The following is a 21,640-nucleotide window of genomic DNA, read 5'->3' as shown; positions in this document are numbered from 1 at the left end:
GTCTGTTCGCCTCACCTTGTGTGCCTACAGGAATGCCCCCGCGGGACGCCTCACGCTGGCCTACGACCGTCTGGACCGCCTGCAGGAAGTGCGCGACCAGAACCTGGCGCTGATCGAGGCGTACACTTATGACGCCACCGGCAACCGCCTGAGTCATCAGTTGGGCAACCAGCCTGCCACCAGCTACACCTATCCCGCGACCAGCCACCGGCTGGATGCGGTCGGCAGCACCGCGCGCAGCTATGACGCGGTGGGCAACACGGTGAGCGGCATCCCCGGCTACGAGACCGACAGCGCCAGCTACGATGCACGCAACCGCCTGGTGCAGGTGGGCACCCCGAGCGCGCAACTGCTGGCCAATTACAACGGCCGCGGCGAGCGTGTGATCGCCAGCCAGGGCAGCCCGGCCGCCGCGCTGCCGACCACCTCCGCCGGGTGGACCAGCGCCGCCGGCGTCCGCGGCTATGTCTACGACGAGTCCGGGCAGGTCATCAGCATGCTGATCGGCGGCAACCCGCTGAGCTACGAGGAAATCGTCTGGATCGACAACATTCCTGTCGGCCGTGTCGAGAGCAGCACCAGCGCCGTCACCGCCGTCCACGCCATCCACAGCGACCACCTCAACACCCCGCGCGCGCTCGCCAACGCCCAAACCCAGGGCGGCCAGTCAGCCGGCACCGTCGTGTGGCGCTGGAAGCTGAATGCGACATCGGCCAGCGGGTCGAATGCCTTCGGCACGCAGGCGGCGGAGGAGAACCCGGACGGGAACTCGGCGACCGTCAAGTTCGACCTCAGGTTCCCGGGGCAGCAGTACGATGCGGCGACGGGGGTGAATTACAACTACTTCCGGGATTATGAGGCGGGGACTGGAAGGTATGTGGAGAGTGATCCTGCAGGACTCTGGGGAGGCCTTGGTTTTGTTATTTCCGCTACGCCAACGCCCGACCGATGAGCTCATTCGACCGAACGGGTCTTTGGCCTGATGGTGGCACCCCGATGGATCGTCCATGTGGCGCCGTTCCTGGGAGGGGTTGCTCTCCGATTCCGCCCAACACGCCGCCCAATCCGTTAGACACACCTGATACTTCTGTCTGCAGTTACTATGATCGAGTGTGCTCGGAGCGCGGCTGCAACTACCACTGTTACTTGGCACCGCTCGTATGCCGCAATGCGGATTATCTGCATTACGGTATGGTCACTCGTGGTCGGAATCTCAACTGCGTCAGAAAGTGCTTGGTCATAGAAGACGAGCATTCACTTCCCGGAGTGAACAAGGCTTGTGAAAGAGGCCGGTGCAATACCGGAAAGCAGATCGATGAATACCATTCGAAGTGCTTTATTGAGTGTGGCGTTCCCGAGTGGACATATCCTGGGGTTGATTGGATACCGGGAATAGGGAAATAGAAATGCGCTGGATTGCATTCTTGCCAGCGACGTTCATCTCGGCTGCCTTTCTCTACTGGCTGATCTTGTTCGGGCTGAGCGTCATGCTTGACTGGTTACCCCGCGGGCCAGTGAGAGACTTGATAGGGATGCTTTGGGCGTGGATTTCACCACTCGTCCTTGGATGGCTTGTCATCCTTCTAATCTGGATAGCACTGCTCTTGCTTGGGCGTGGCCTAGTTCGGGGAAGGCCGTAAGGCGGGCAGAAATGGAAATGCGAGGACACCCGCAGATTCTGAACCCCAAGAACCTTGCCGCAGGCGTCTTTCGCAATCAATCCTCTCAGGGCTTCGACGAGCTGGTCCGACCAGAAACAACGCAGCCAGGCGCCCGCGGCGCCGAAAGGGCGGCGTGTCGTCGCTCAGTTGGCGAGCGAGCGCGCTACGCCTACGCCGCGGAGCCAGCGTTGTCCAATCTCGGCAGCCTTGGCGAGCAGCGCACTCTCGCTGCCAATCACGCGGCAGAACCCTCGGTCGGGTTTGACGGCACGCACGCGGTCGGTCCATTGACGGGCACCCAGACCGAGGCGTTCGAGGACGGCCGGCGGCTTGCCCCTGATTCGGCCACGTTTGGTCGGGTGCCACTGGCGGCCGGTGGCGTCGACCAATTGAACGTAATCGGTAGTGGGGAGCGCGGTCACGGACAGGCCGCGAATGCCCAGGAGGACCGGCGGATTTGTGCTGTCCTGGCTTCGGGCGGGGAGGGGCAGGGAGGACCGATTCTCAGCCCAGCAACTCGACCGGCGGCATCAGCGCAAGCTTCTTCGCGCGCTTGGCGAGTCGCTGGTCGAAGGTGGCGAAGCCGCTGAGGCGCGCACTTCGGGCGAGGTGGAGAGCATCCGCGAAGTCCAGGCCCTGGTCAAAAGCGTCCAGGGCTGCCAGTACCGCGTCCCGGTCTTCGAGCTTGATGTGCGTGATGCTGGCGAGCGCCCTCAGGATGTGGCCAACGTCCTTCGCGGGCAACTCGTAGAAGCCGCGAAGCACCCATTCAAGTTCCAGCAGCACGGTCACCGACACGAACGCGCGGTCCGACAGGGCTGCGATGGCCGCCGGCCGCTGTCGCGCCGCCTGCTCATCGTCGGGGTCGTCGACGAAGAACCGCGCCAGCACGTTGGTGTCCAGGGATTTCATGGCTGTTCGCGCTTGGCACGGGTCGCGACGACGGCCGGGTCGAAGTCCTCCAGACGACGGGGGGCACCCCGGCTCGGCGCCTTGACCATTCCGGCCAACTTCGAGACATCCGCTGCGACGACCGGCCGGACCACGCGTAGCTTCAGCCCATCTGCTTCCTCGACCACCTCCACCCTGGCCCCCGCTTCCATGCCGAGCCGGCGCCGCAGATTGGCGGGCAGAACGATCTGACCCTTCGACGAGACTAGAAGAGTGGACACCGCAATTCCCTGGCGTTTTGGCTGGCGCTCAGAGTAGGACGGCTTACGTGGTAAGTCAAACCGGCGCGCGCAGATGTCGGGGCGTCGCCCCAACTCTTGAACCCTAGGCCAAAACGCCGGCGGGACGCCGGCGCTCGCAGGCTCTCACCCCGCCGCGATCAACCGGTCCTTCTCCGTCCACAGGCCATTGACCCAGGCCTGGAAACGCTCGCGCACGGCGGGGTCGTTCTCGTAGCTGCCGCCGAGGAGGTCGTGCGGGATCTCGCGGCGCTGGATCTTGATGTGCACGCGTGACACGCGCCCAGAGAGCAAATCGATGAGGGTCGGCCTGCCGTCCGGGTAGATGATGGTGAAATCGATCACCGCCTGCAGCATGCTGCCCATGGTCTCCAGCACGAAGGCGACGCCGCCGGCCTTGGGCTTCAGCAGATGGGTGTAGGGCGACTGCTGGCGCGCGTGCTTGGCGCGCGTGAAGCGGGTGCCTTCGACAAAATTCATCACCGATACCGGCAGCTCGGCGAATTTCTCGCAGGCGCGGCGGGTCACTTCGACGTCCTTGCCGCGCAGTTCCGGGTGGCGCTCCAGGAATTCCTTCGAGTAGCGCTTCATGAACGGGAAATCCAGCGCCCACCACGCGAGGCCGAGCAGCGGCACCCAGATCAGCTGGCTCTTGAGGAAGAACTTCAGGAAGGGGATGCGCTTGTTGCAGACGTACTGCAGCACCAGGATGTCGACCCAGCTCTGGTGGTTGGCCAGCACCAGGTACCAGCCGTCGCGGCGCAGGTGCTCGCCCCCTTCGATGCGCCAGTCCTGGCGCCGGGTGAACAGCCGGATCATCAGGCTGTTGATCCCGATCCAGTTCTCCGCGACGAGGATGATCCCGTGGCTGAGCGCGCGGCGCACCGGCTTGAACGGCAGCAGCAGCTTGAAAATCGCCAGGAGCAGCAGGATCGGCACCTGGATCGCGGTGCTGAGCAGCGCGATTACCGACGTCAGCAGCAGGATCAAGGGACCGGGCAGGAAGGACAGCATCGTTGCGGGGTGGGGTGTTGCGGGCACGGCGAAGGCTACCACCCTGGGCGCGGACGGTTGCTCGGGCCAATGGCGCAGCAGCACGAGCGTCTCGAAGTGCATCGAGCGCGACAACATGGCGTAAACCGCGCGGCGTCGAGGCGATAGCTGGGCAGGGCGGCGAGATCGCGCGCCAGGGACGCGGCATTGCAATTGCAGTAGACCAGGGTGTGCGCGCCACTTCCCTCGAGCCAGCGGGCCGGTTACTTCCGGCACGTTCAATGGGTGAAAAAATGGCCAATTATTCACTCGTATGAAGACTCGTTCGAAACCACCCGCGGCGCTCGCCACTCACCAGGTGGAGTCAGCAACGCAGATCCGCGCACTGGCCTCGACGGTGCGCCAGGAACTTGTCGATGCGCTGCAGGCGCTCGGTGAAGCCTCTGTGCCTGAACTGGCGCATCAGTTGGGTCGACCCGCGGACGCACTCTATTACCACCTGCGGGCGCTCGTGCGCGCCGGGCTGGTGTGCCGGGTGGGGAGCCGCAGTCAGGGCCGGCATGTCGAGGCCGTCTATCGCACTGTCGCGCCGGACCGGGCGCTGCAGCTGCGCTACGCAACCGGTCCAGGCGCCGACAACGGAGCGCTGAAGAAGCTGGTCGGCGGCATGTTGCGCGCCAGCGGACGCGCCTTCGAGCGTGCCCTGGCTGATCCTGATCGAGTCACCTGCGGCCCGCAAAGGGAGCTGTGGGCAGGTCGGATCCAGGGCTGGCTGACGCCGGCCGGGCTGCTTCGGGCGAATGAACTGTTGAACCAACTCAGCGTGCTGTTCGCGCCGGGCCAGCGTCCACCCGATGGCCGTTTGTTCGCGCTCCAGATTTTGTTGGCGCCGGAAGCGCGCGGCGTGTCCACCTCCACCACTCCCAAAACCCGCATAGCCCGGAAGCCCAAGACATGAGTCGCTCCGCCTTGACCGCCGCGTTCTCCAGCCTCCTCGCGCTCCTGAGCGTCCCCATGGCGTTTGCAGGCGACGTCGAAGTGCGCTTCTATCCGGAGCGTGAGCTCTGGTCCCACGCGCTCGAGAGCCAGCGTCAGATGCACAGCGTCGTCGTTCAGAACACGGCGATCGTCAACCGCTCGGCTGAGCCAGTCACGGTTGAGCGGCTGCATTTCGAATTGTTGATGGACGATGCCGTGATCGAGTCGCGCACTTTGTCCACGGCAACGTTGGAACGCCTGGCCAAGGGCGGCGCGGCGTTGCAACAGTCGGGCATGTTCGACGTGCTCGCGTTCCAGTTCGCGCCGGAGGCGCTGTTCGGCGCGGCACCTCATGGCCTCGGCGGCAGCCGCACCTTGCCGCCCGGCGGCGCCTTGTACGTGCCCACTCAGTTGCTTGCATGGCAGGGCCAGGTGCAGTCGCTGCGCGTGCGGGCGGATCTCGCTGGCGTGAGCGAACCGGCAGTCGGGACGCTGCCGATTCGCAGCGGCGCCGCGCCCGGCACCTGGCGCTTTCCGCTTGCCGGCAACTGGTTTGTCGCTGCGGGTGCCACCGCACACAGTCACCACCGCTGGGCCGTGCCGGAGGAGTTTGCCCTGGATATCCTGCGCCTCGGCGTCGGTGGCCTGAGCTACCGCGGCAATGGCCAGAAAATGCGCGACTACTACGCTTACGGCGCGCCAGTGCTGGCCGCCGCGGACGGCAAGGTCATCAAGGTGCACGATCGCGAAGCCGACAATGTGGCGATGCTGCGTGCGCCCGATGAATCGCTGGCGGACTACAACACCCGTTTGCGCGCCGGCCAGGACGCGCTGCTGGCTGGCGGGCCGGATCGCATTGCCGGAAACCATGTGATCATTGAGCACATGGTCGGCACGACCGCCATCTATTCGGTGTACGCCCACCTGAAGCCGGACAGCCTGCGCGTCAAGGAAGGGTCGCAGGTCAAAGCCGGTCAGGTCCTGGGTGCCCTGGGTGGCTCCGGTAACTCCACCGAGCCGCACCTGCATTTCCACCTTTGCGACCGCCCGCAAGTGCTGCAATGCGCCGGTATCCCCGTGGAGTTCGCCAACATCGAGTTGCCTTGGAGCGATGCACCTCGCCCGATCCAGAGCGGCGACTTGGTCGAAGTTCTGACTGAAGATCAGGCCCCTTGAGAGAGGCTCCCACCGACGCTTCGGGAAGTGGCTCGGGCTAGTGTGGTGTTCCGTATTACCGATTATTTCCGCGCCTTTTGCGCCGATGCGGCGAGCAGCGACCTGCGTTCCCGCAACCAGTTGCGGGGTCACCGGCGATGCCGCGAAACGGCTGCGGAAACATGATTCATTACGGAACACCACACTAGCGCCGGGCGAGCAGCACCAGTCTCAGTGCGCGGCGATAGCCGGGCAAGGCGGCGAGATCGCGCGCCAGCGATGCGACATTGCAGCTGCAGTAGATCAGGGTGCGCGCGCCGCTGCCTTCGAGCCAGCGGGCCAGTTCCGCGCCGATGCCGCGGCGCGGCGGATTGACGATCACGCACTCGGCCGGCCGGTCCTGCGCCCGTGCCCAGGTGGTGGCGTCGGCGGCGATCCATTCGCCCTCAGGTTGGCCGCGCGGGCGGCGGCGATCGCCTCCGGGGTGCTCTCGATGCCGACCACGGTGCGCCCTGGCCGCGCGGCGTGCAGCGCAAACCCGCCGACACCGCAGTACAGATCCCAGACCGATGCTGGCGCGGCGGCGTCGATCCACTCGCGCGCCTGGCGGTACAGCGCGGCGGCGATGTCCGAATTGGTCTGCAGGAAGCTGCGCGGGGTCAGCCGGAAGTCCACATCGTTGAGCCGGCAGCGGACCTGGCTCTCGGAGGTCAGGATGATCTCGGTGTCGCCCTCGGTGACTGCCTTGTGCTCGGGCAGCAGGTTGATGCTGACCACGCGCAGGGCAGGCAAGGCGGCCTGCAATGCGGGCAACTGTCGCTGCAGCCGTTCCAGCGGCTCGCGCGAGCGCAGCACGAAGCGCAGCAGCAACTCGCCGGTGCCGGGCGCCTCGGTCAGCAGCACGTACTTGCCCTCGCCGCGGCGCTGCGCGAGGTCATAGGGCGGCACGCGCGCGGCGGCGAGCGCGTCGCGGATGGGCGCGAAGGCGGCTTGCATGCTGGCCGGGTAGAGCGGGCAGTTGGCAAGGTCGACACCATGCCCGGCCGCGTCGATCAGTCCCAGCGTTGGGGCATCGACGCCGCCGCCGATCGCCATCTTGGCCTTGTTGCGGAAACCGGTCTTCGCGCTCGCCACCGGCGGCAGCCACCTGCTCGGCGCGAACGGCGCCAACGCCGCCTCCGCGGCTGCCTGTTTGGCGGCGAGTTGTTCCGTGTAGGGCCGCGGCAGTTCGGTGCAGGAGCGGCAGCGGTTGTCGTCGTAGTAGGCGCACTTCATTGGGCGACTCCGGCCGCCGCTTTCCCGGCCACATAGCCACTTGCGAAGCAGGCGGTCAGCAAGTACCCGCCGGTGGGGGCTTCCCAGTCGATCATTTCGCCGGCGCACCAGGTGCCGGGCCGTCGGCGCAGTTGCAGATCGGCGGTCAGTTCCTCGAAGCGCACGCCGCCGGCGCTGCTGATCGCCTCGGCGATCGGGCGGGTGCGCAGCAGGCGCAGCGGCAGGGCCTTGATCCGTGCGGCCAGCGTCGCCGGATCGTTCAGGCTGGCGCGGTCGACGCCTTCGAACAGCAGCGCCGCCCGGGCACCGTCGATGCTGGCGCAGCGGCGCAGGTGCTCGCTCAGGGTGCGCTTGCCACGCGGCTTCGCCAGTGCCGCGGCGAGATCGACTTCGTTGCGCGTCGGCAACAGGTCGACCAGCAGGTCGGCATGGCCGTCGCGCGCGATCGCCTCGCGCAGTTCGGCCGACAGCGCGTAGATCGCGCTGCCTTCCACGCCGTGCTCGGTCAGCATGAATTCGCCGGCCAGCGCGGTGTCGACCAACGTTCCGGGCAGGCGCAGCGCCACCGACTTGACCGGTGCGCCCGCAAAGCGCTCGCGCACATGGGCGGACCAGTCGCATTCGAAACCGCAGTTGGCGGGCGCCAGCGGCCGGACACCGATGTGCTGACCCTGCAGCGTCGCGGTCCACGCGCCGTCGGATCCGAGTTCCGGCCAGCTGGCGCCGCCGAGCGCGAGAATCACGGCGTCTGTCGCCACCTCGACGGATTCGCCGGCATGTTCGAAGCGCAGCGCGCCACCCTCAGTCCAGCCGGTCCAGCGGTGGCCCAGGTGCAGCGCGACGCCCTTGGCGCGGATCCGGCGGATCCAGGCGCGCAGCAGCGGGCCGGCCTTGAAGTCGGCCGGGAACACACGGCCCGAGCTGCCGATCACCGTGTCGTAACCCAGGCTGGCGGCCCACGCGCGCACCTGCTGCGGGCCGAAGTCTGCCAGCCACGCGCCCACCTCCGGCGCGCGCTCCCGGTAGCGCTGGACGAAGGCATCGAAGCCCTCGCTGTGGGTCAGGTTCAGCCCGCCTTTGCCGGCGATCAGGAACTTGCGCGCGGGCGAGGCCATCTGCTCGAAGACGGCCACGTCGGCGCCCGCGTCGCGCGCGGTCTCGGCGGCCAACAGGCCGGCCGGGCCGCCGCCGATCACCACCACCCTGCGCATCACGGCTTCACCAGGCGCCGACATTGGGCATCGACACCCACGGCTCCTGCGGCGGCAGCGCATCGCCGCGCTGCAAGAGTTCGATCGAGATCTGGTCCGGCGAGCGCACGAAGGCCATCCGGCCGTCGCGCGGCGGGCGCGAGATCGTGACCCCAGCGTCCATCAGCTTCCGGCACAGGGCGTAGATGTCGTCCACCGCATAGGCGACATGGCCGAAGTTGCGCGCGCTGCCGTAGTCCTCGTCGTCGTAATTCCAGGTCAGTTCCAACTCGGCCGACTCGTCGCCCGGCGCCGCGAGGTAGACCAGCGTGAAGCGACCTTGTGGGCTGTCCTTGCGGCGCACTTCCTCGAGTCCCAGCAGGCGGTAGAAATGCAGCGAGGCGTCCAGGTCGCGGACGCGGACCATCGTGTGCAGGTACTTCATGGGGGTCGGTCAATCGGACAGATCCACGAATGATCGCCGATCGTCCATCCCGCATGGTGCATCATGTGGTCGATCCGCTTGCGACAATGCTGGAGAAATGGATGCGCAGGACTGGCTGGATGCTCGCGCTGTTGCTGCTGGCGGCGTGCACCGCGGCGCCGCAGCGGCAGGATTTTGCCGAGTTGGAGAGCGCACAGACTGCGCCGGCTCCGCTGGACCTGGACGTCAACCTGGCGCGCCTGAGCGAGTGGTTCGCCGGCGAATGGGACAACTACGAGCAAGTGGTGCAGCAGCGCGGCCAGGCTGCCAGTTCTCCGGCGGCGCGGCATGAGCGGGTGCACGCGCTGTTCCTGCCGGTGTCGGTGCCGGCCATCGGCGGGGCGGTGTTTTATGCGCGCCAGACCCTGGACGACGATCCCACCCGGGTGTTCCGGCTGCGCCTCTATCGCTTCGCGGTCGAGGGCGATGCGATCCGCCTGGACCAGTACAGCTTCAACGACGAGAAGCGCTGGCGCGAGGCGCATCGTGATCCCGGGAGCCTGGCGGCACTGACATCGGCCGAGCTGCGTTTCGCGCCCGATTGCGCCGTGTGGTTCCGCTACGATGCCGACAAGGCCGAATTCAGCGGCAGCACGCGCGAGGGCGCCTGCCGCGTGGCCTCCGAGCGCGCCGGTCGCGCGGTGATCGTCGAAGACCGCATCCAGCTCGGTGCCGATCATTTGTGGATCCTGAGCCGCGCGCGCGATGAAAACGGGCGCCTGCTGTATGGCAACCCGGATGGCGTCCCGCACAAGCAGCGCAAGGTACGCTGGTTCCGCGGCTGGGTGGCTATCAACAAGGCTGGCGCCGATGCGCGGCCCGAAGACCGCAGCTTCCGGACCATGCAGGGCGTGGTGCTGCACAGCGAGGGTCGCAGCGTGCCGATCACCTGGGAAGATGGCCGGCGCAGCGGCTACTCGGTGCAGATCGCGCGGATGAGCTTCCAGGGCGACGCCGTGCGCGCGCTCACGCTGAACCTGATCGACGACGCCACCGGCCAGCCGGTCTCCTATTCCTGGGCCGCGCCCGACAGCAAGCGCATCGGCATCAATCTGCGCTGGTTCCAGAGCGACTTTGCGCAGATCGAACCGGATGCGCGGTTTGAACCAGTGACCTTGGTGACGCCCTGAGGCAGGTACCTCCGAGTGGCCAGTTCGAGGCCCCAATGCTCAGGGATCGGGATCCCGGAACCGATGGATCTGCGGGAGTCGACTCTGTCGGTGGCTTCTGGCGCGGACGTCAGGAAGAGACCGCGGCGCAGGCCGCTCCCGCGCGCTTGCGGCGTACCTGATGTTGCTGCCGACAACCATCAACCGACAACCAACAACCGGAAACGTGGACCGCGAAATCGGCAAGGTCGCATGCGCACCATCCCGTCGCGAGCCCGCGATATGATCTGCCGACCACGGCGCGAGAACGAGGCTGAAGGATGAGCAAACTGAAGTCGGTATTGCTGCTGCTGGCGCTGCTCTGGTCGGGCGCGTCGATGGCCTACTCGGGCAGCGTGACCTGCGAGAGCCGTGAGGGCGGATACCGCGAGTGTTACAGCGGCTTCCGTGGGCCGCCAGTGCTGGTGCGCCAGTTGTCGGATTCGAGTTGCGTCGAGGGCCGCAGCTGGGGCCACCGCCCGGGTTCGATCTGGGTCAGCAAGGGCTGCCGCGGTGTGTTCGAAGAGCGCGGTGGCGGCGGCGGTGGATGGGCGGGCGGCGACAGCGTCGTGTGCGAAAGCCGCGACAACCGCTACGTCGAGTGCCGCACGGGCTTCCGCGGCCCGGTCGAACTGGTCGAACAGTACTCATCCTCGCAGTGTGTGGAGGGGCGCAGCTGGGGCCGCACCCGTGGCGGCGTCTGGGTGGATCGCGGCTGCCGCGCGCGAGCTACTACGGCGGTGGCGGCGGCAACTACGACGGCGGCGGCTACTGGCAATCGTCGGGTGGCTACACCGTCGAGTGCGAGAGCAAGGACAACCGTCACCGCACCTGCCAGTGGGACTGGAACTCGGGTACGCCATACCTCGTCGACCAGCTTTCCAGCAGCCCGTGTGTGCGCGGTCGCAGCTGGGGCTACGACGAGCGCCGCGGCATCCTGTGGGTGGACCAGGGTTGTCGCGCGGTGTTCGGCGCGCGCTGATCAGGGACTCGGCGGCGCGATCTCCGCGATCAGCGCCGCCGAATTGTTGCGCACATTGCCGACGGCCCGCGACACCGGGTAAGCGCGCATGCGTCTGTCGGCACAGGGCTGGATCAGTGTCTGCGCGTCAGCCGCTGAGGCTGACATCCAGCGCTCGTAGTCCTCGGGCGCCAGGATGACCGGCATCCGGTCATGGATCGGCGCCATCAGTGCATTCGCGGCCGTGGTGACCACCGCGACCGACTCGATCACGCTGCCGTCCGGGCTGGTCCAGTGTTCCCACAGACCGGCAAAACCGAAGCAGGGCAAGTCGGTCGGAACGATCGCGAATGGCTGCTTGCCGCCTGGCGTGGCTTGCCACTCGTAGAATCCGCTGGCCGGCACGATGCATCGGCGATAGCGGAAGGCGCCGCGGAATGCAGGCTTCTCCGCGACGGATTCGCCGCGCGCGTTGAGTGTGCGCGCACCGATCGACAGGTCCTTGGCCCAGTGCGGCACCAGGCCCCAGCGCAGCAGGGCCCATTCGTTGTCGTCCCCTTGCCTGCGGACGGCCAGTGCGGCTTGCGTGGGCGCGATGTTGTAGCTGGCGCTGTACACCGGGTACTTGTGTACACGAAACTGCCCGGCGAGCAGTTCAGGCAGGGTGTCGAGAAAATACCGGCCGCACATGGGGCCGAGGCGTGCCTCAGGCCTTGCCGGGCGCGGGCAGCGCCGGGACGCCCTCTCGCGCCAGGCGCCTTTCCCGGGCCGCCTCGATGCGTCGCAACACGCGTCTCAGCGCGGCGTCCAGTGCCTTGATCAATCGGCTGTCGCGTGCCTCGGCGCGGAAGCGCGTACCGTCAGCGAGTGCCACTTCGATGTTGCATTCGTGCCCCAAGGTGCCGGCGTCCTGCGGCACGTCGCGGAAGCGCGCGACCAGCCGGAGGATGCCCGGCGCCAGGCGTTCCAGCACCCGCAGCGCGCGCACCACGAAGATTGCGCGCAGGCGCTGGCGGCGGGATTCGAGGGGGTCGATCACCTGGATGTTCATCTTGAGCCTCTCCCCTGAACTGACTCCGGAGTCTGAACCTTCCGGATGACAATGGTTTCACTGTTTGATTTCGATTCAGTCTTCGCAAACCGCAACTTGACGAAAACTTTACCGGTAGCGACGCAGCAACCCGCATAGCACACCCTGGATCTGCACGCGGTCGGCCGCATAGCGCTGGGTGGGGTGCTCCGGGTTCTCGCTTTCGAGGTCGATCCAGCCATCGCGCGGGCGCAATCGTTTCAGCGTCGCGGATTCGCCATCGATCAGCGCGACCACGATTTCGCCAGCGCGCGCCTGGCTGCGCGACTCGATGATGACGATGTCGCCATCGAGGATGCCGGCGTCGCGCATCGAATCCCCGCGCACCGAGAGCGCATAGCCCTCGCTGCGCGGGCGCATCTCGGCCGGCACCTGGACGCGCTCATGGCCTGGCAGCGCGTCGATCGGTCGCCCGGCGGCGATGCGCCCGAGCAAGGGCAGGCCGGTGTCCTCGCCCGAGTCCGCGGGCGCGGCACGCAGGCGCACGCCACGCTGCTTACCGTCCATCGGCTGCACCAGGCCAGCCTCGATCAGCGCACTGACCTGCTTGTGCAGTGAGCCGCGCGAGGCGAGTCCGAGTTCCGCGCACAGCTGGTCCAGCGTCGCCGGCGGCAGGCCCTGCTGCTGCCGCATCCGCAGGTGCTCATGCAACTGGCGCTGGCCGGCGGTCAAAGAAAGTGCTTGCGCGTTTTCCATTGGTTCTCTACGCTGAGTCAGGGAGAACGGAAAGAGAACAGTGATGAGCCTAGACGCAATGTTGGCGGATGTCGAGCAGGAAATTCCGGCCAACGAGCCCGGCACGCCGGACCGGGTGGCGGCGCTGGTCGCGCGGCTCAAGCGCAAGTACAAGGCTTGCATCACCGGCGAGGCGGTCACGCCGGCCCAGCCCGGCCGCTACGCGCCGATTCCGGACACGCTGGATCCGCGGTTGCGCCAGGCGCTCAAGGCGCGCGGGATCGCCGAGCTCTACAGCCACCAGGCGCAGGTCTGGGCGGTTCTGGCCGAAGGCGCGCATTGCGTGGTCGCCACCCCGACCGCGTCCGGGAAGACACTATGCTTCAATGGGCCGGTACTGGATGCCGCACTGAAACACCAGTCCAAGGCGCTGTACCTGTTCCCGACCAAGGCCCTGGCGCAAGACCAGGTGGCCGAGCTGATGGAACTGAACCGCGCGGCAGAACTGGGCGTCCGCGCATACACCTTCGATGGCGACACGCCCTCGGACGCGCGTGCGGCGGTGCGCACCAAGGGCGATGTGGTCGTCACCAACCCGGACATGCTGCACCAGGCGATCCTGCCGCACCACACCAAGTGGGCGCAGTTCTTCCAGTCGCTGCGCTACATCGTGATCGACGAGGTGCACACCTACCGCGGCGTGTTCGGCGCGCACGTCGCCAATGTGCTGCGCCGGCTCCAACGCATCTGCGATTTCTACGGCGTGCGCCCGCAGTACATCTGCTGCTCCGCGACCATCGGCAATCCGCGCGAACACGCGCAGGCCCTGACCGGGCAAGCGATGCGCGCGGTCACCGACAGCGGCGCGCCGCGCGGTGCCAGCCATCTGCTGTTCTGGAATCCACCGCCGATCAACCCGGACCTCGGCATCCGCGCATCGGCGCGCTCGCAGGTCAGCAAATTGGCGCGCATCACGCTAAAGGCCGGGCTGAAGGCGATCCTGTTCGCGCAGTCGCGCCTGATGGTCGAGGTGCTGACCAAGTACCTCAAGGACGTGTTCGACCACGACCCGCGCAAGCCAGCGCGCGTGCGTGCCTACCGCGGCGGCTACCTGCCGGATGAGCGCCGCCTGACCGAGAAATTGATGCGCGCGGGCGCAATCGACGCGATCGTCAGCACCTCGGCGCTGGAGCTCGGTGTCGACATCGGCGCGCTCGACGTTGCGCTGCTGTGCGGTTATCCCGGCACTATCGCAGCCACGCGCCAGCGCCTCGGGCGCGCCGGCCGGCGTCAGCAGTCCGCGCTCGGCGTGCTGGTCGCCAGCAGCGACGCGCTCGACCAGTTCGTGGTGCGTAACCCTGGCTACTTCCTGGAGCAGTCGCCGGAGCAGGCGCGCATCGATCCTGACCAGTTGCTGATCCTGCTCGACCACATTCGCTGCGCGGCCTTTGAACTGCCATTCAACGAGCACGATCGCTACGGCGGCCGTGATGTCCGCGAGTTTCTCGAATACCTGACGGAAGAACGCGTACTCCACCGGGACGGGTCGCGTTGGCACTGGATCGACGACAGCTACCCGGCCAACGCCGTCAACCTGCGTTCGGTGGCAGACGGCAACTTCGTTGTCGTTGACCGAACCGGCGGACGCCAGACCATCATCGCCGAGGTCGATTTCTCCGCTGCCGCACTGACCCTGTATGAAGGCGCGATCTACATGGTGCAATCAGTGCCTTGGCAGGTGGAGAAACTCGACTGGGTGGGACGCAAGGCCTATGTGACGCGTACCCATGTCGATTACTACACGGATGCCATCGACTACACCAAGCTCAAGCCGCTGTCCGAGTTCGGTCAGGAACCCTCGGGGCAGGGCAGTGCGCATCACGGCGAGGTGCACGTGGTGCGCCGGGTCACCGGCTACAAGAAGATCCGCTACTACAGCCACGAGAACATCGGCTATGGCCCGGTCAACCTGCCTGACCAGGAACTGCAGACCACCTCGGTGTGGTGGCGGCTGACGCCACAGGCCATCGACCGCGCCTTCCGCACCCGCTTCGAGGCGCTGGACGGCTTCCTCGGTGCCGCCTATGCGCTGCACACGGTGGCCACCGTGCTGTCGATGTCCGAGCCGCGCGATCTCGGGAAGGCGGTGGGCAGCGGCGACAACGACTGGTCAGCGCAAGTGTCGAGCAAGGGCCGCGGCGAATTGCGAGGCGCGAATGGCGAGGCCATGGACATTGAATCGCTGGCGGATTTCGCGCCCACGGTTTATCTCTACGACAACTACCCGGGCGGCATCGGACTGTCCCGTCCGCTGTTCGAGAGGCGCGACGAACTGGTCAGCGCGGCGATAGGCCTGGTGTCCAGTTGCCGTTGCGGACCAGGATGTCCGGCATGCGTCGGTCCGATTCTCGGCACTGATGAACACCGCTCGCCCAAAGGCAGCGCATTGCGGGTGCTGCAGCTGCTGCGCGGGTCGGTTGTCACGGCTGCTGTCGGCCTCGACGGCGCGCGCGCCGGCGCCGCTGCGATCCACTGACGGCGCCCACTTGGACAGCTTGCGCCAGCGCCTGCAACAGTTGCGGATGAAGGACGCAACGCCCGCGCTGCGAGCAGCAGCCGACGGCGACTGGGCGGATCGCCTGCAGCGCTTGCGCCTGCTGGCGGGCGAGCGCCGCGGCGAGGGTAGGCAGGTGCGCGCCGAGGCCCTGCCGGGAATCGAGTTGGCGCCCGGGCTGCAACTGCACGAAGTCCGCGTCAGTGCGCTGCGCGCCCGGCTGGCCGGGTTGGAACTGCCCAGCGTGCTGTCGCCACCCTGGGATCCGGATGTCGTTGTCGACCGCGGGCGCCTGCGTTTTTTCGACACCGAAACCAGCGGACTGTCCGGTGGCGCGGGACTGAAAGTCTTCCTGCTCGGTGTCCTGCGTTGGCAGGACGATAGCTGGCTGCTGCGCCAGTACCTGATGACCCGCCCCTGCGGCGAGTCCGCGTTGGTCGCCGCGTGGGTCGACGAATGCCGCGATGCACCCTGGCTGGTCAGCTACAACGGCAAGCGCTTCGATGTGCGGGCGCTGCGCACGCTGGAAACCCTGCACCGGCAGGATGCCGGGGCTGGCAGCGCCGCGCACTGGGATTTGCTGTACCCGGTGCGACGCGCATTTCGGGGAAGCTGGCCGGACTGCCGACTGACCACCGCGGAGCGCATGCTGACCGGCAAGGCGCGTGGCGATGACCTGCCCGGTAGCGAGGCGCCACGCGCCTGGCGCGAGTTCCTGAGTTCGGGCGCGACGCGCGACCTGCTGCGGGTCATGCAGCACAACCGCTATGACCTGGAAGCCCTGCTGCGCGTGATGGCGGCGCTGTTGCCGAACGCGGCGACCGCTCCGCGCAGCCACGAGCGGAGATCGAAAAAAGCCATCGGCGGCAACCCGGTGCGGGTGGCTCGGGCATGACGGCCACGCCTGCCGCAGGCTGGGCATTGCCAGGGAATCATGTTCCCGGCGACCGCCCCGGCCATCGTGGCCCGCGGGTGGTGCCTGGGGCTGACGGCTGCGGCACAATGCCAGATCTGGGTCGGTGCGTTCGTGGAGGCGCGATGACCATCTGGACGCGATTGCGGCAGGACTTCGATCTGGCAATCCTGGTCCTGTTCGGGGCCTGTGCAGTGCTGGCGATTGTTCCCTTTGCCGTCTTCCGCATCGTCAATGGCCAGTTCCTGCTTGGCCTGGTGGATCTGGCCATCGTCGCAGCGATCGGCGCAGCGATCGGCCATGCCTGGCGCAGCGGCAACACTCGTCGCGCCGGGCTGTTCATGGCGGTGGTGATCAACATCGGTTGCGTGGTGGTCACGTTGATGTTCGGTCGCCACGGCCTGATGTGGGTCTACCCGGTGATCGTCATCAGCTTCTTCCTGACCTCGCGCAGCGTGGCAGTTGCGCTGAGCGTCCTGCTGCTCAGCGTGTGCGCGTGGGATGCGCGCGACTATGTGTCGACCCTGGAACTGGTGTCCTTCGTGGTCACCACTGCGCTGGTGGTGCTCTACACCTGCCTGTTCGCATGGCGTACCAGCACGCAACAGGCGCGGCTGCAGATCCTCGCTTCGCGCGATCCGCTGACCAACACCGGTAACCGCCGCCTGCTGGAGGTCGAGCTGGACGAGGCCAGCGCCGAGCGCGCGCGCCAGGAATGCACCCTGGCGATGCTCGACCTGGATCACTTCAAGCAAGTCAACGACTGCCATGGCCACGAGGCGGGCGACCGCGTGCTGGTTGATTTTTCCGCATTGGTGCTACAGACCATGCGTCGGCAGGACCGGTTGTACCGCTTTGGTGGAGAAGAGTTCGTGCTGCTGATGCCGGGCACGCACATCGTCGCGGCACAGGCGCTGCTGGCGAAACTGCAGTCAGCGGTGCGGGCGCAGCTGCGCAGTCCCGGCGGTCCGGTCAGTGTGTCGATCGGCATCGCCGAGGCGCGTGCAGGTGAGGACTGGTCGCGCTGGCTGGCGCGCGCGGATGCGGCGCTTTACGCGGCCAAGCGCGATGGGCGGGATCGCATCGTTGTGGCATCCGACGACTACCGCGGCGCGCTGGAGCCGCGCCGTCGCGGTCTGAGTTGAGGCCTTAGCCGGGCGTACCCAAGCGTGCGGCGGGTGCCGCAGGGGGGGCATCCTCCGCCGGTTCGGTCATGATCCGTGCGTAGCGCTGGTGGGTCCAATAGGCCCAGGCCCAGTCGATCAGCACCACCAGCCGGTTGCGGAAGCCGATCAGGAAGTACACGTGCGCCAGCAGCCAGAACCACCAGGCGGGTAGCCCCGAGAGCCGCAGCCGGCCCATCTGGATCACCGCGGCCATGCGCCCGATGGTCGCCAGTGCGCCGAAGTCCTGGTAGCGGAACAGCGGGCTCGGGCGACCGCGCAGGCGCGCGCGGATGACTTCGGCCACGTGCCGGCCCATCTGCTTGGCCGCGGGTGCGACGCCGGGAATCTGACGCTCGCCGTCCTTGAAGCAGGCCAGGTCGCCCGCGACGAAGATCTGTGGGTGACCCGGGACCGACAAGTCTGGCTGCACCAGCACGCGTCCGGCGCGGTCGAGCGGCGCGCCGAGCAACTTCCCGAGTGGCGAGGCGGCCACGCCTGCGGCCCACAGCACCGTGTAGGTTGCGATGCGCTCGTTGCCGATCATCACGTGGTCGGCGGCAATCGCACTGACCGGCGCGCCGATGCGCACTTCCACGCCCAGGCCCTCGAGCTGGCGTTGCGCCTTGGCGCTCATGTCTTGCTCGAAGGCGGCCAGCACGCGCGGCCCACCCTCGACCAGCAACACGCGAGCGCGCGTCGGGTCAATGCTGCGGAACTCGCTCCTGAGCGTGTGCCGCGCGATCTCGGCGAGCGTGCCGGCGAGTTCCACCCCGGTGGGACCGCCACCGACCACCACGAAGTTCAGCCAGGCCTTGCGCTGCTCCGGATCCTGGCAGCGTTCGGCGTTCTCGAAGGCGCCGAGGATCTGTGCGCGGATGTGCATCGCGTCGGCGAGCGTCTTCAGTCCAGGTGCGTGCGGCGCCCACGCATCGTTGCCGAAATAGGCGTGGGTGGCGCCGCTCGCGACCAGCAGCCAGTCGCCGGCGAGCGACTCGCCACTGGCCAGGCGGACGGTCCGTGTTTCGCGGTCGATGCCGGTCACCTCGGCCATCAGCACGCGCACGTTCTTCTGCCGCCGCAGGATGTGGCGCAGCGGGGCGGCGATCGCCGGTGCAGACAGCCCGCCGGTGGCGACCTGGTAGAGCAGCGGCTGGAACAGATGGTGGTTGCTGCGGTCGATCAGCGTGATGTCGATGGCTTCGCGCGCCAGGGCGCGCACGCACCAGAGTCCGGCGAAGCCGCCGCCGACGACAATGAGGTGCGGTCTGTTCGATTTCATGGTCTCGTGCGTCCGGATGAGTGCGTCCATTATCGGCATCTGTGAGGCTGCATCCGGCGCGCATTCGCGCGCCGTAGGGCGAACAGTCAGCATGTCCAACAATGGAGGAGGGGAGAACCATGGTGATTTTCCTGGGGCGGGCGCGGGTGCGCGCAGATGCGCTCGAAGCGGTCCTTGCGGCATGTCGCGAAATGATCGCGCGCACGCCGTCCGAGCCCGGCTGCATCAGCTACCAAGGGCATCAGCTGATCGACGACCCGCAGACCATCGTCTTCGTCGAGAAATGGGCCAGTCGCGCCGAGATGGATAGCCATCTTGCCGCGCCACACACCCAAGCCTTCCTCGGTGCGATTGGGGCAGCTGTGTTGGCTCCGCCGGTGCTCGAGTCCTTTGACGTCGCCCCTTGAGGCAACGCTTCCGACCGCGGCTGCGCCTAGCCGCGCTTGCGCGCCCCGTACACCGTGGCGCCGAGGCCGGCGACCATCATGATCGGCATCCAGCCGCCTTGCGGCATCGGGTGGTGCAGCAGCCAATTTCCGCCGATGACGCCGCCGACCATCAGGGCAGCGCTGGCGACGATGACGAGAATCCGGTTCAGCCAGCTGCGCATCGGGAGGTTCCGCGGTGAAGTGGCGTGAAAATGGGGCGCCGGTGGCCGGAGTTCAATGGTCGGTGGTGACGGTGGCGCGCCCGCGGCTGGCGTCGCGCAATCGGATGGTGAAGGCGTCCACCTGGGCGGCGGGCATGCGGACGCGGCAGGACAGGCCTTGCGCATCGTAGTCCTCGCCCGAGAGCGCGCCGGTGAACTCGGCGACCAGTTGCCGCAGCATGCTCTCGGCGGCGAAATCCACCCGCACGCCGAATTCCGCCATCTCGATCAGTTGCCGCTTGGGCGCGCGGCGCAGGCATTCGGCCGCGGCGCCGCCATAGGCACGCACCAGGCCGCCGGCACCCAGCTTGATGCCGCCGAACCAGCGGGTGACGACCACCAGCACGCGGTCGCAGCCCTGGCCGTCGATGGCCTGCAGGATCGGGCGGCCGGCGGTGCCGGCGGGTTCGTTGGCGTCATGGAATCGGTACTGCTGGCCGTTACGGTAGGCCCAGCAGTGGTGGCTCGCCTCCTCGCGGGCGCACTCGGCGACAAGCGCGAGGCCCTGGTCGACATCCTCGATGGGCCAGGCGCGCGCGAGGAAGCGGCTGCGTTCGATCACTTCCTCGAACACGGCCGGCCCGGCCAGCGTCTGGCTCACCGCAGGGAATCCGCGTAGGAGGCGAGGTCCTCAGGCAGGGCGCGCGACGGGAAATCGCGGCGCAGGCCGTCCAGCACGCGGCGCGCCGCAGCGTCGTCGCCGGTGTCGCGCGCGGCGCGCAGTGCATCGATGGCCGCGGTCCAGGGATCGATCGCCTGGTCGGCGAGTTTGCTCTCGGCGGCATCGCGCGCCAGCGAGCCCGCGGCAGAGCGCGCCGCGCCGACCATATCGTCGGCGCCGGCGAGCGCTTCCTCAGCCATCGGCTGGGCCAGTGCTTCGCGTTTCGCCATCACGCCGGTGACGGCGGGTGCTGCCGCGGTGGCAGCGGGCGCGGGTGCAGGCGGCGCGGCTGGCGGTGCCAGGACGACGGGTTCGGCGGCCAGTTGCGGCGCGGGTTCCGCGGGCGGAGGTGGCGCAGGCGCTGCCGCAGGCAAGGGCGCCTGCGCGGGGAAGGGACGCGCCGGGTCGGCGCCGGGCGCGCCGGCATCGGCCGTAGCGGGCGCACTCTGGAGGCGCGACTTCTCCGGTTCCGTCAGCAGGGCAGGGCGACGCGTATCCGCGTTGACGGGCACCGCGTTGGCGGCCTCCTGGCGCTCCAGTGCTGGCCCCGCAGCTTCCATTGACGCCATCCTGTCGGCCTCGTTGGTCGGCGCGGCCTGATCCAGCTGTCCCGCATCCGGCGCAGCGGCACCTTCGGCCGCAGGCGCGGCCGGCCGTATTGCAGCCGGCGGGGCATCCAGTGCGCTCGGCGCGTGTTCCACCTGCTGCCAGATACGCAGCGCCAAGCCGCTCCCGACCAGCACGACGAGCCCGGCAGCCACGCTCATCCAGCGCGGCTGGGTGCGCCGCACCGGGCGAACCGCCGCGTGCGCGCGGGCGAGGATGCGCGCATCCAGATCCGCCGACGGCTCCGCGCCCGGCGCGCGCCGCAGCGCTTCGACGATCTCGACCTCCAGCTTGTCGAAACGGCTGCTCATGGCCCGCGCAATCCTTCCCGCAGCTTGGCCAGCGCATAGCGCAGGCGCGACTTGATGGTCTCGCGACCGGTCCCCACACTGGCCGCGATCTCCTCCAAGGTGAGGTCGCCCTCCGCGCGCATCAACAGCACCGCCTTCTGTTCGGTTGGCAGGGCTTCAACCAGGGTGGTCAGGCGCTGCATCTGCTCGGCCTGGTCCAACGCCAGCGCCGGGTCGTCTTCCGGCAGCCCGGGGAAGCCCACCAGCACCTCGTCGGCGTTGACCATCGGGTGGCTGCGGCGGATGTGGTCGATGGCCAGGTGGTGCGCGATGCGGAACAGCCAGGCGGCGAAGCGCGCGGAAGGCTGGTAGCGCGCGCGCGCATCGATCACCCGGCTCCAGGTGTCCTGGTAGAGTTCCTCAGCCACGGCGGTCTGCCCGGTCAGACGCACCAGATAGCGCAGCAGACGCACCCGGTAGCGCGCGTACAGCGCGTCGAAGCACAGGGCTTCGCCCGCGGCATAGCGCAGCATCAGGTTCTCGTCGCTGTCGGTGGAGTCCACGGCCGGTCCGGCAATCACTTGCCGTTGACGATAGCCGAAGGCTGCGGGCGGTGTGGGCGTTCATGCCTTCCGGGAACGCGCCTCGGCGGCGAATGGGGTTCGTTCGTCGGCCGGGATTTTGCCCCGCGCCCGAATTACCGTTAACCTCGTCACAGTTTC

22 protein-coding genes and 2 pseudogenes are annotated in these 21,640 nt (G+C 67.6%); 9 read left to right on the top strand and 15 right to left on the bottom strand.

Annotation, left to right across the window (positions count from 1 at the left end):
• The first annotated feature begins 16 nt into the window (after positions 1 to 16).
• Positions 17 to 952: a hypothetical protein gene (locus IPK27_20895; GenBank protein ID MBK8069982.1), complete on the top strand. Its 936-nt coding sequence runs from the start codon at positions 17 to 19 to the stop codon at positions 950 to 952.
• Positions 953 to 1,804: 852 nt separating this feature from the next.
• On the opposite strand, the gene IPK27_20890 is transcribed toward IPK27_20895, so the two are convergent.
• The 4 genes from IPK27_20890 to IPK27_20875 form a co-directional block, all read right to left on the bottom strand.
• Entirely contained in the window at positions 1,805 to 2,083 is a 279-nt protein-coding gene (locus tag IPK27_20890) for a hypothetical protein (protein MBK8069981.1), read from the bottom strand.
• A gap of 82 nt (positions 2,084 to 2,165) precedes the next feature.
• A complete protein-coding gene (locus IPK27_20885) occupies positions 2,166 to 2,573 on the bottom strand; it encodes a type II toxin-antitoxin system VapC family toxin (GenBank protein MBK8069980.1) in 408 nt (135 codons plus the stop codon).
• Positions 2,570 to 2,833: an AbrB/MazE/SpoVT family DNA-binding domain-containing protein gene (locus tag IPK27_20880; protein MBK8069979.1), complete on the bottom strand. Its 264-nt coding sequence runs from the start codon at positions 2,831 to 2,833 to the stop codon at positions 2,570 to 2,572. The genes IPK27_20885 and IPK27_20880 overlap by 4 nt, the downstream gene beginning before the upstream one ends.
• Positions 2,834 to 2,977: 144 nt before the next feature.
• The gene (locus IPK27_20875; protein MBK8069978.1) at positions 2,978 to 3,865 is read right to left on the bottom strand and encodes an acyltransferase; all 888 of its coding nucleotides are present in this window, start codon (positions 3,863 to 3,865) and stop codon (positions 2,978 to 2,980) included.
• Positions 3,866 to 4,241: 376 nt separating this feature from the next.
• Here IPK27_20875 and IPK27_20870 point away from each other — a divergent pair, with 376 nt between their 5' ends.
• Both IPK27_20870 and IPK27_20865 read left to right on the top strand, forming a co-directional pair.
• Positions 4,242 to 4,802 (top strand): winged helix-turn-helix transcriptional regulator, encoded by a 561-nt coding sequence (locus IPK27_20870; GenBank protein MBK8069977.1) that lies wholly within the window; start codon positions 4,242 to 4,244, stop codon positions 4,800 to 4,802.
• 11 nt (positions 4,803 to 4,813) lie between these two features.
• On the top strand, positions 4,814 to 5,998 hold the full coding sequence (locus tag IPK27_20865) for a M23 family metallopeptidase (GenBank protein ID MBK8069976.1): 1,185 nt from the start codon (positions 4,814 to 4,816) through the stop codon (positions 5,996 to 5,998).
• 184 nt (positions 5,999 to 6,182) lie between these two features.
• Here the strand turns inward: IPK27_20865 and IPK27_20860 are convergent.
• The 3 genes and pseudogenes from IPK27_20860 to IPK27_20850 form a co-directional block, all read right to left on the bottom strand.
• Positions 6,183 to 7,252: pseudogene (locus IPK27_20860) on the bottom strand (methyltransferase domain-containing protein).
• Positions 7,249 to 8,487, bottom strand: coding sequence for a TIGR03862 family flavoprotein (locus IPK27_20855; GenBank protein ID MBK8069975.1), 1,239 nt, complete (start codon positions 8,485 to 8,487; stop codon positions 7,249 to 7,251). The pseudogene IPK27_20860 and the gene IPK27_20855 overlap by 4 nt, the downstream one beginning before the upstream one ends.
• The gene (locus tag IPK27_20850) at positions 8,471 to 8,887 is read right to left on the bottom strand and encodes a VOC family protein (GenBank protein MBK8069974.1); all 417 of its coding nucleotides are present in this window, start codon (positions 8,885 to 8,887) and stop codon (positions 8,471 to 8,473) included. The genes IPK27_20855 and IPK27_20850 overlap by 17 nt, the downstream gene beginning before the upstream one ends.
• A 101-nt stretch (positions 8,888 to 8,988) precedes the next feature.
• Here IPK27_20850 and IPK27_20845 point away from each other — a divergent pair, with 101 nt between their 5' ends.
• Complete coding sequence (locus tag IPK27_20845; GenBank protein ID MBK8069973.1) at positions 8,989 to 10,056, top strand: chromophore lyase CpcT/CpeT; 1,068 nt, start codon at positions 8,989 to 8,991, stop codon at positions 10,054 to 10,056.
• Between the two features lie 437 nt (positions 10,057 to 10,493).
• A pseudogene (locus tag IPK27_20840) lies at positions 10,494 to 11,056 on the top strand (DUF3011 domain-containing protein).
• Here the strand turns inward: IPK27_20840 and IPK27_20835 are convergent.
• From IPK27_20835 to lexA, 3 genes are all read right to left on the bottom strand, one after another.
• Entirely contained in the window at positions 11,057 to 11,725 is a 669-nt protein-coding gene (locus IPK27_20835; protein MBK8069972.1) for an SOS response-associated peptidase, read from the bottom strand.
• 16 nt (positions 11,726 to 11,741) lie between these two features.
• Positions 11,742 to 12,086 (bottom strand): hypothetical protein, encoded by a 345-nt coding sequence (locus tag IPK27_20830; GenBank protein MBK8069971.1) that lies wholly within the window; start codon positions 12,084 to 12,086, stop codon positions 11,742 to 11,744.
• A 108-nt stretch (positions 12,087 to 12,194) separates the two neighbouring features.
• Positions 12,195 to 12,821, bottom strand: a complete 627-nt coding sequence (gene lexA / locus IPK27_20825; protein ID MBK8069970.1) for a repressor LexA — start codon at positions 12,819 to 12,821, stop codon at positions 12,195 to 12,197.
• A gap of 58 nt (positions 12,822 to 12,879) precedes the next feature.
• Here lexA and IPK27_20820 point away from each other — a divergent pair, with 58 nt between their 5' ends.
• The 3 genes from IPK27_20820 (at position 12,880) to IPK27_20810 (ending at position 17,412) form a co-directional block, all read left to right on the top strand.
• Positions 12,880 to 15,336 carry a DEAD/DEAH box helicase gene (locus IPK27_20820; protein MBK8069969.1) on the top strand — a complete coding sequence of 819 codons (2,457 nt, stop codon included), beginning with the start codon at positions 12,880 to 12,882 and terminating at the stop codon, positions 15,334 to 15,336.
• Positions 15,337 to 15,346: 10 nt separating this feature from the next.
• Positions 15,347 to 16,249 (top strand): ribonuclease H-like domain-containing protein, encoded by a 903-nt coding sequence (locus IPK27_20815; GenBank protein ID MBK8069968.1) that lies wholly within the window; start codon positions 15,347 to 15,349, stop codon positions 16,247 to 16,249.
• A 143-nt stretch (positions 16,250 to 16,392) separates the two neighbouring features.
• Positions 16,393 to 17,412: a GGDEF domain-containing protein gene (locus IPK27_20810; protein ID MBK8069967.1), complete on the top strand. Its 1,020-nt coding sequence runs from the start codon at positions 16,393 to 16,395 to the stop codon at positions 17,410 to 17,412.
• Between the two features lie 4 nt (positions 17,413 to 17,416).
• Here IPK27_20810 and IPK27_20805 read toward each other — a convergent pair whose 3' ends face one another.
• Positions 17,417 to 18,712, bottom strand: a complete 1,296-nt coding sequence (locus tag IPK27_20805) for an NAD(P)/FAD-dependent oxidoreductase (protein ID MBK8069966.1) — start codon at positions 18,710 to 18,712, stop codon at positions 17,417 to 17,419.
• Between the two features lie 119 nt (positions 18,713 to 18,831).
• Here IPK27_20805 and IPK27_20800 point away from each other — a divergent pair, with 119 nt between their 5' ends.
• Positions 18,832 to 19,119 (top strand): antibiotic biosynthesis monooxygenase, encoded by a 288-nt coding sequence (locus IPK27_20800; protein ID MBK8069965.1) that lies wholly within the window; start codon positions 18,832 to 18,834, stop codon positions 19,117 to 19,119.
• 26 nt (positions 19,120 to 19,145) lie between these two features.
• On the opposite strand, the gene IPK27_20795 is transcribed toward IPK27_20800, so the two are convergent.
• The 4 genes from IPK27_20795 to IPK27_20780 are packed head-to-tail and all read right to left on the bottom strand — an operon-like array spanning position 19,146 to position 21,451.
• A complete protein-coding gene (locus IPK27_20795; protein MBK8069964.1) occupies positions 19,146 to 19,322 on the bottom strand; it encodes a hypothetical protein in 177 nt (58 codons plus the stop codon).
• A 52-nt stretch (positions 19,323 to 19,374) separates the two neighbouring features.
• Complete coding sequence (locus IPK27_20790) at positions 19,375 to 19,962, bottom strand: YigZ family protein (protein MBK8069963.1); 588 nt, start codon at positions 19,960 to 19,962, stop codon at positions 19,375 to 19,377.
• Complete coding sequence (locus tag IPK27_20785) at positions 19,959 to 20,939, bottom strand: hypothetical protein (GenBank protein MBK8069962.1); 981 nt, start codon at positions 20,937 to 20,939, stop codon at positions 19,959 to 19,961. Before IPK27_20785 ends, IPK27_20790 begins: the two co-directional genes overlap by 4 nt.
• Positions 20,936 to 21,451 (bottom strand): sigma-70 family RNA polymerase sigma factor, encoded by a 516-nt coding sequence (locus IPK27_20780; GenBank protein MBK8069961.1) that lies wholly within the window; start codon positions 21,449 to 21,451, stop codon positions 20,936 to 20,938. The genes IPK27_20785 and IPK27_20780 overlap by 4 nt, the downstream gene beginning before the upstream one ends.
• Positions 21,452 to 21,640: the final 189 nt, after the last annotated feature.

The sequence above is a fragment of the Rhodanobacteraceae bacterium genome (assembly GCA_016713135.1).
Lineage (GTDB): Bacteria > Pseudomonadota > Gammaproteobacteria > Xanthomonadales > SZUA-5 > JADKFD01.
Note: the sequence above shows the minus strand (reverse complement) of the source record. Positions and strands in the feature narration are given on the sequence as shown.

Coding starts and splice junctions, on each gene's coding strand:
- IPK27_20885 (MBK8069980.1), bottom strand. CDS start 2,573: ATGAAATCCCTGGACACCAACGTGCTGGCGCGGTTCTTCGTCGACGAC.
- IPK27_20875 (MBK8069978.1), bottom strand. CDS start 3,865: ATGCTGTCCTTCCTGCCCGGTCCCTTGATCCTGCTGCTGACGTCGGTA.
- IPK27_20855 (MBK8069975.1), bottom strand. CDS start 8,487: ATGTCGGCGCCTGGTGAAGCCGTGATGCGCAGGGTGGTGGTGATCGGC.
- IPK27_20850 (MBK8069974.1), bottom strand. CDS start 8,887: ATGAAGTACCTGCACACGATGGTCCGCGTCCGCGACCTGGACGCCTCG.
- IPK27_20845 (MBK8069973.1), top strand. CDS start 8,989: ATGCGCAGGACTGGCTGGATGCTCGCGCTGTTGCTGCTGGCGGCGTGC.
- IPK27_20835 (MBK8069972.1), bottom strand. CDS start 11,725: ATGTGCGGCCGGTATTTTCTCGACACCCTGCCTGAACTGCTCGCCGGG.
- IPK27_20830 (MBK8069971.1), bottom strand. CDS start 12,086: ATGAACATCCAGGTGATCGACCCCCTCGAATCCCGCCGCCAGCGCCTG.
- lexA (MBK8069970.1), bottom strand. CDS start 12,821: ATGGAAAACGCGCAAGCACTTTCTTTGACCGCCGGCCAGCGCCAGTTG.
- IPK27_20820 (MBK8069969.1), top strand. CDS start 12,880: ATGTTGGCGGATGTCGAGCAGGAAATTCCGGCCAACGAGCCCGGCACG.
- IPK27_20810 (MBK8069967.1), top strand. CDS start 16,393: ATGACCATCTGGACGCGATTGCGGCAGGACTTCGATCTGGCAATCCTG.
- IPK27_20805 (MBK8069966.1), bottom strand. CDS start 18,712: ATGAAATCGAACAGACCGCACCTCATTGTCGTCGGCGGCGGCTTCGCC.
- IPK27_20800 (MBK8069965.1), top strand. CDS start 18,832: ATGGTGATTTTCCTGGGGCGGGCGCGGGTGCGCGCAGATGCGCTCGAA.
- IPK27_20795 (MBK8069964.1), bottom strand. CDS start 19,322: ATGCGCAGCTGGCTGAACCGGATTCTCGTCATCGTCGCCAGCGCTGCC.
- IPK27_20785 (MBK8069962.1), bottom strand. CDS start 20,939: ATGAGCAGCCGTTTCGACAAGCTGGAGGTCGAGATCGTCGAAGCGCTG.
- IPK27_20780 (MBK8069961.1), bottom strand. CDS start 21,451: ATGCTGCGCTATGCCGCGGGCGAAGCCCTGTGCTTCGACGCGCTGTAC.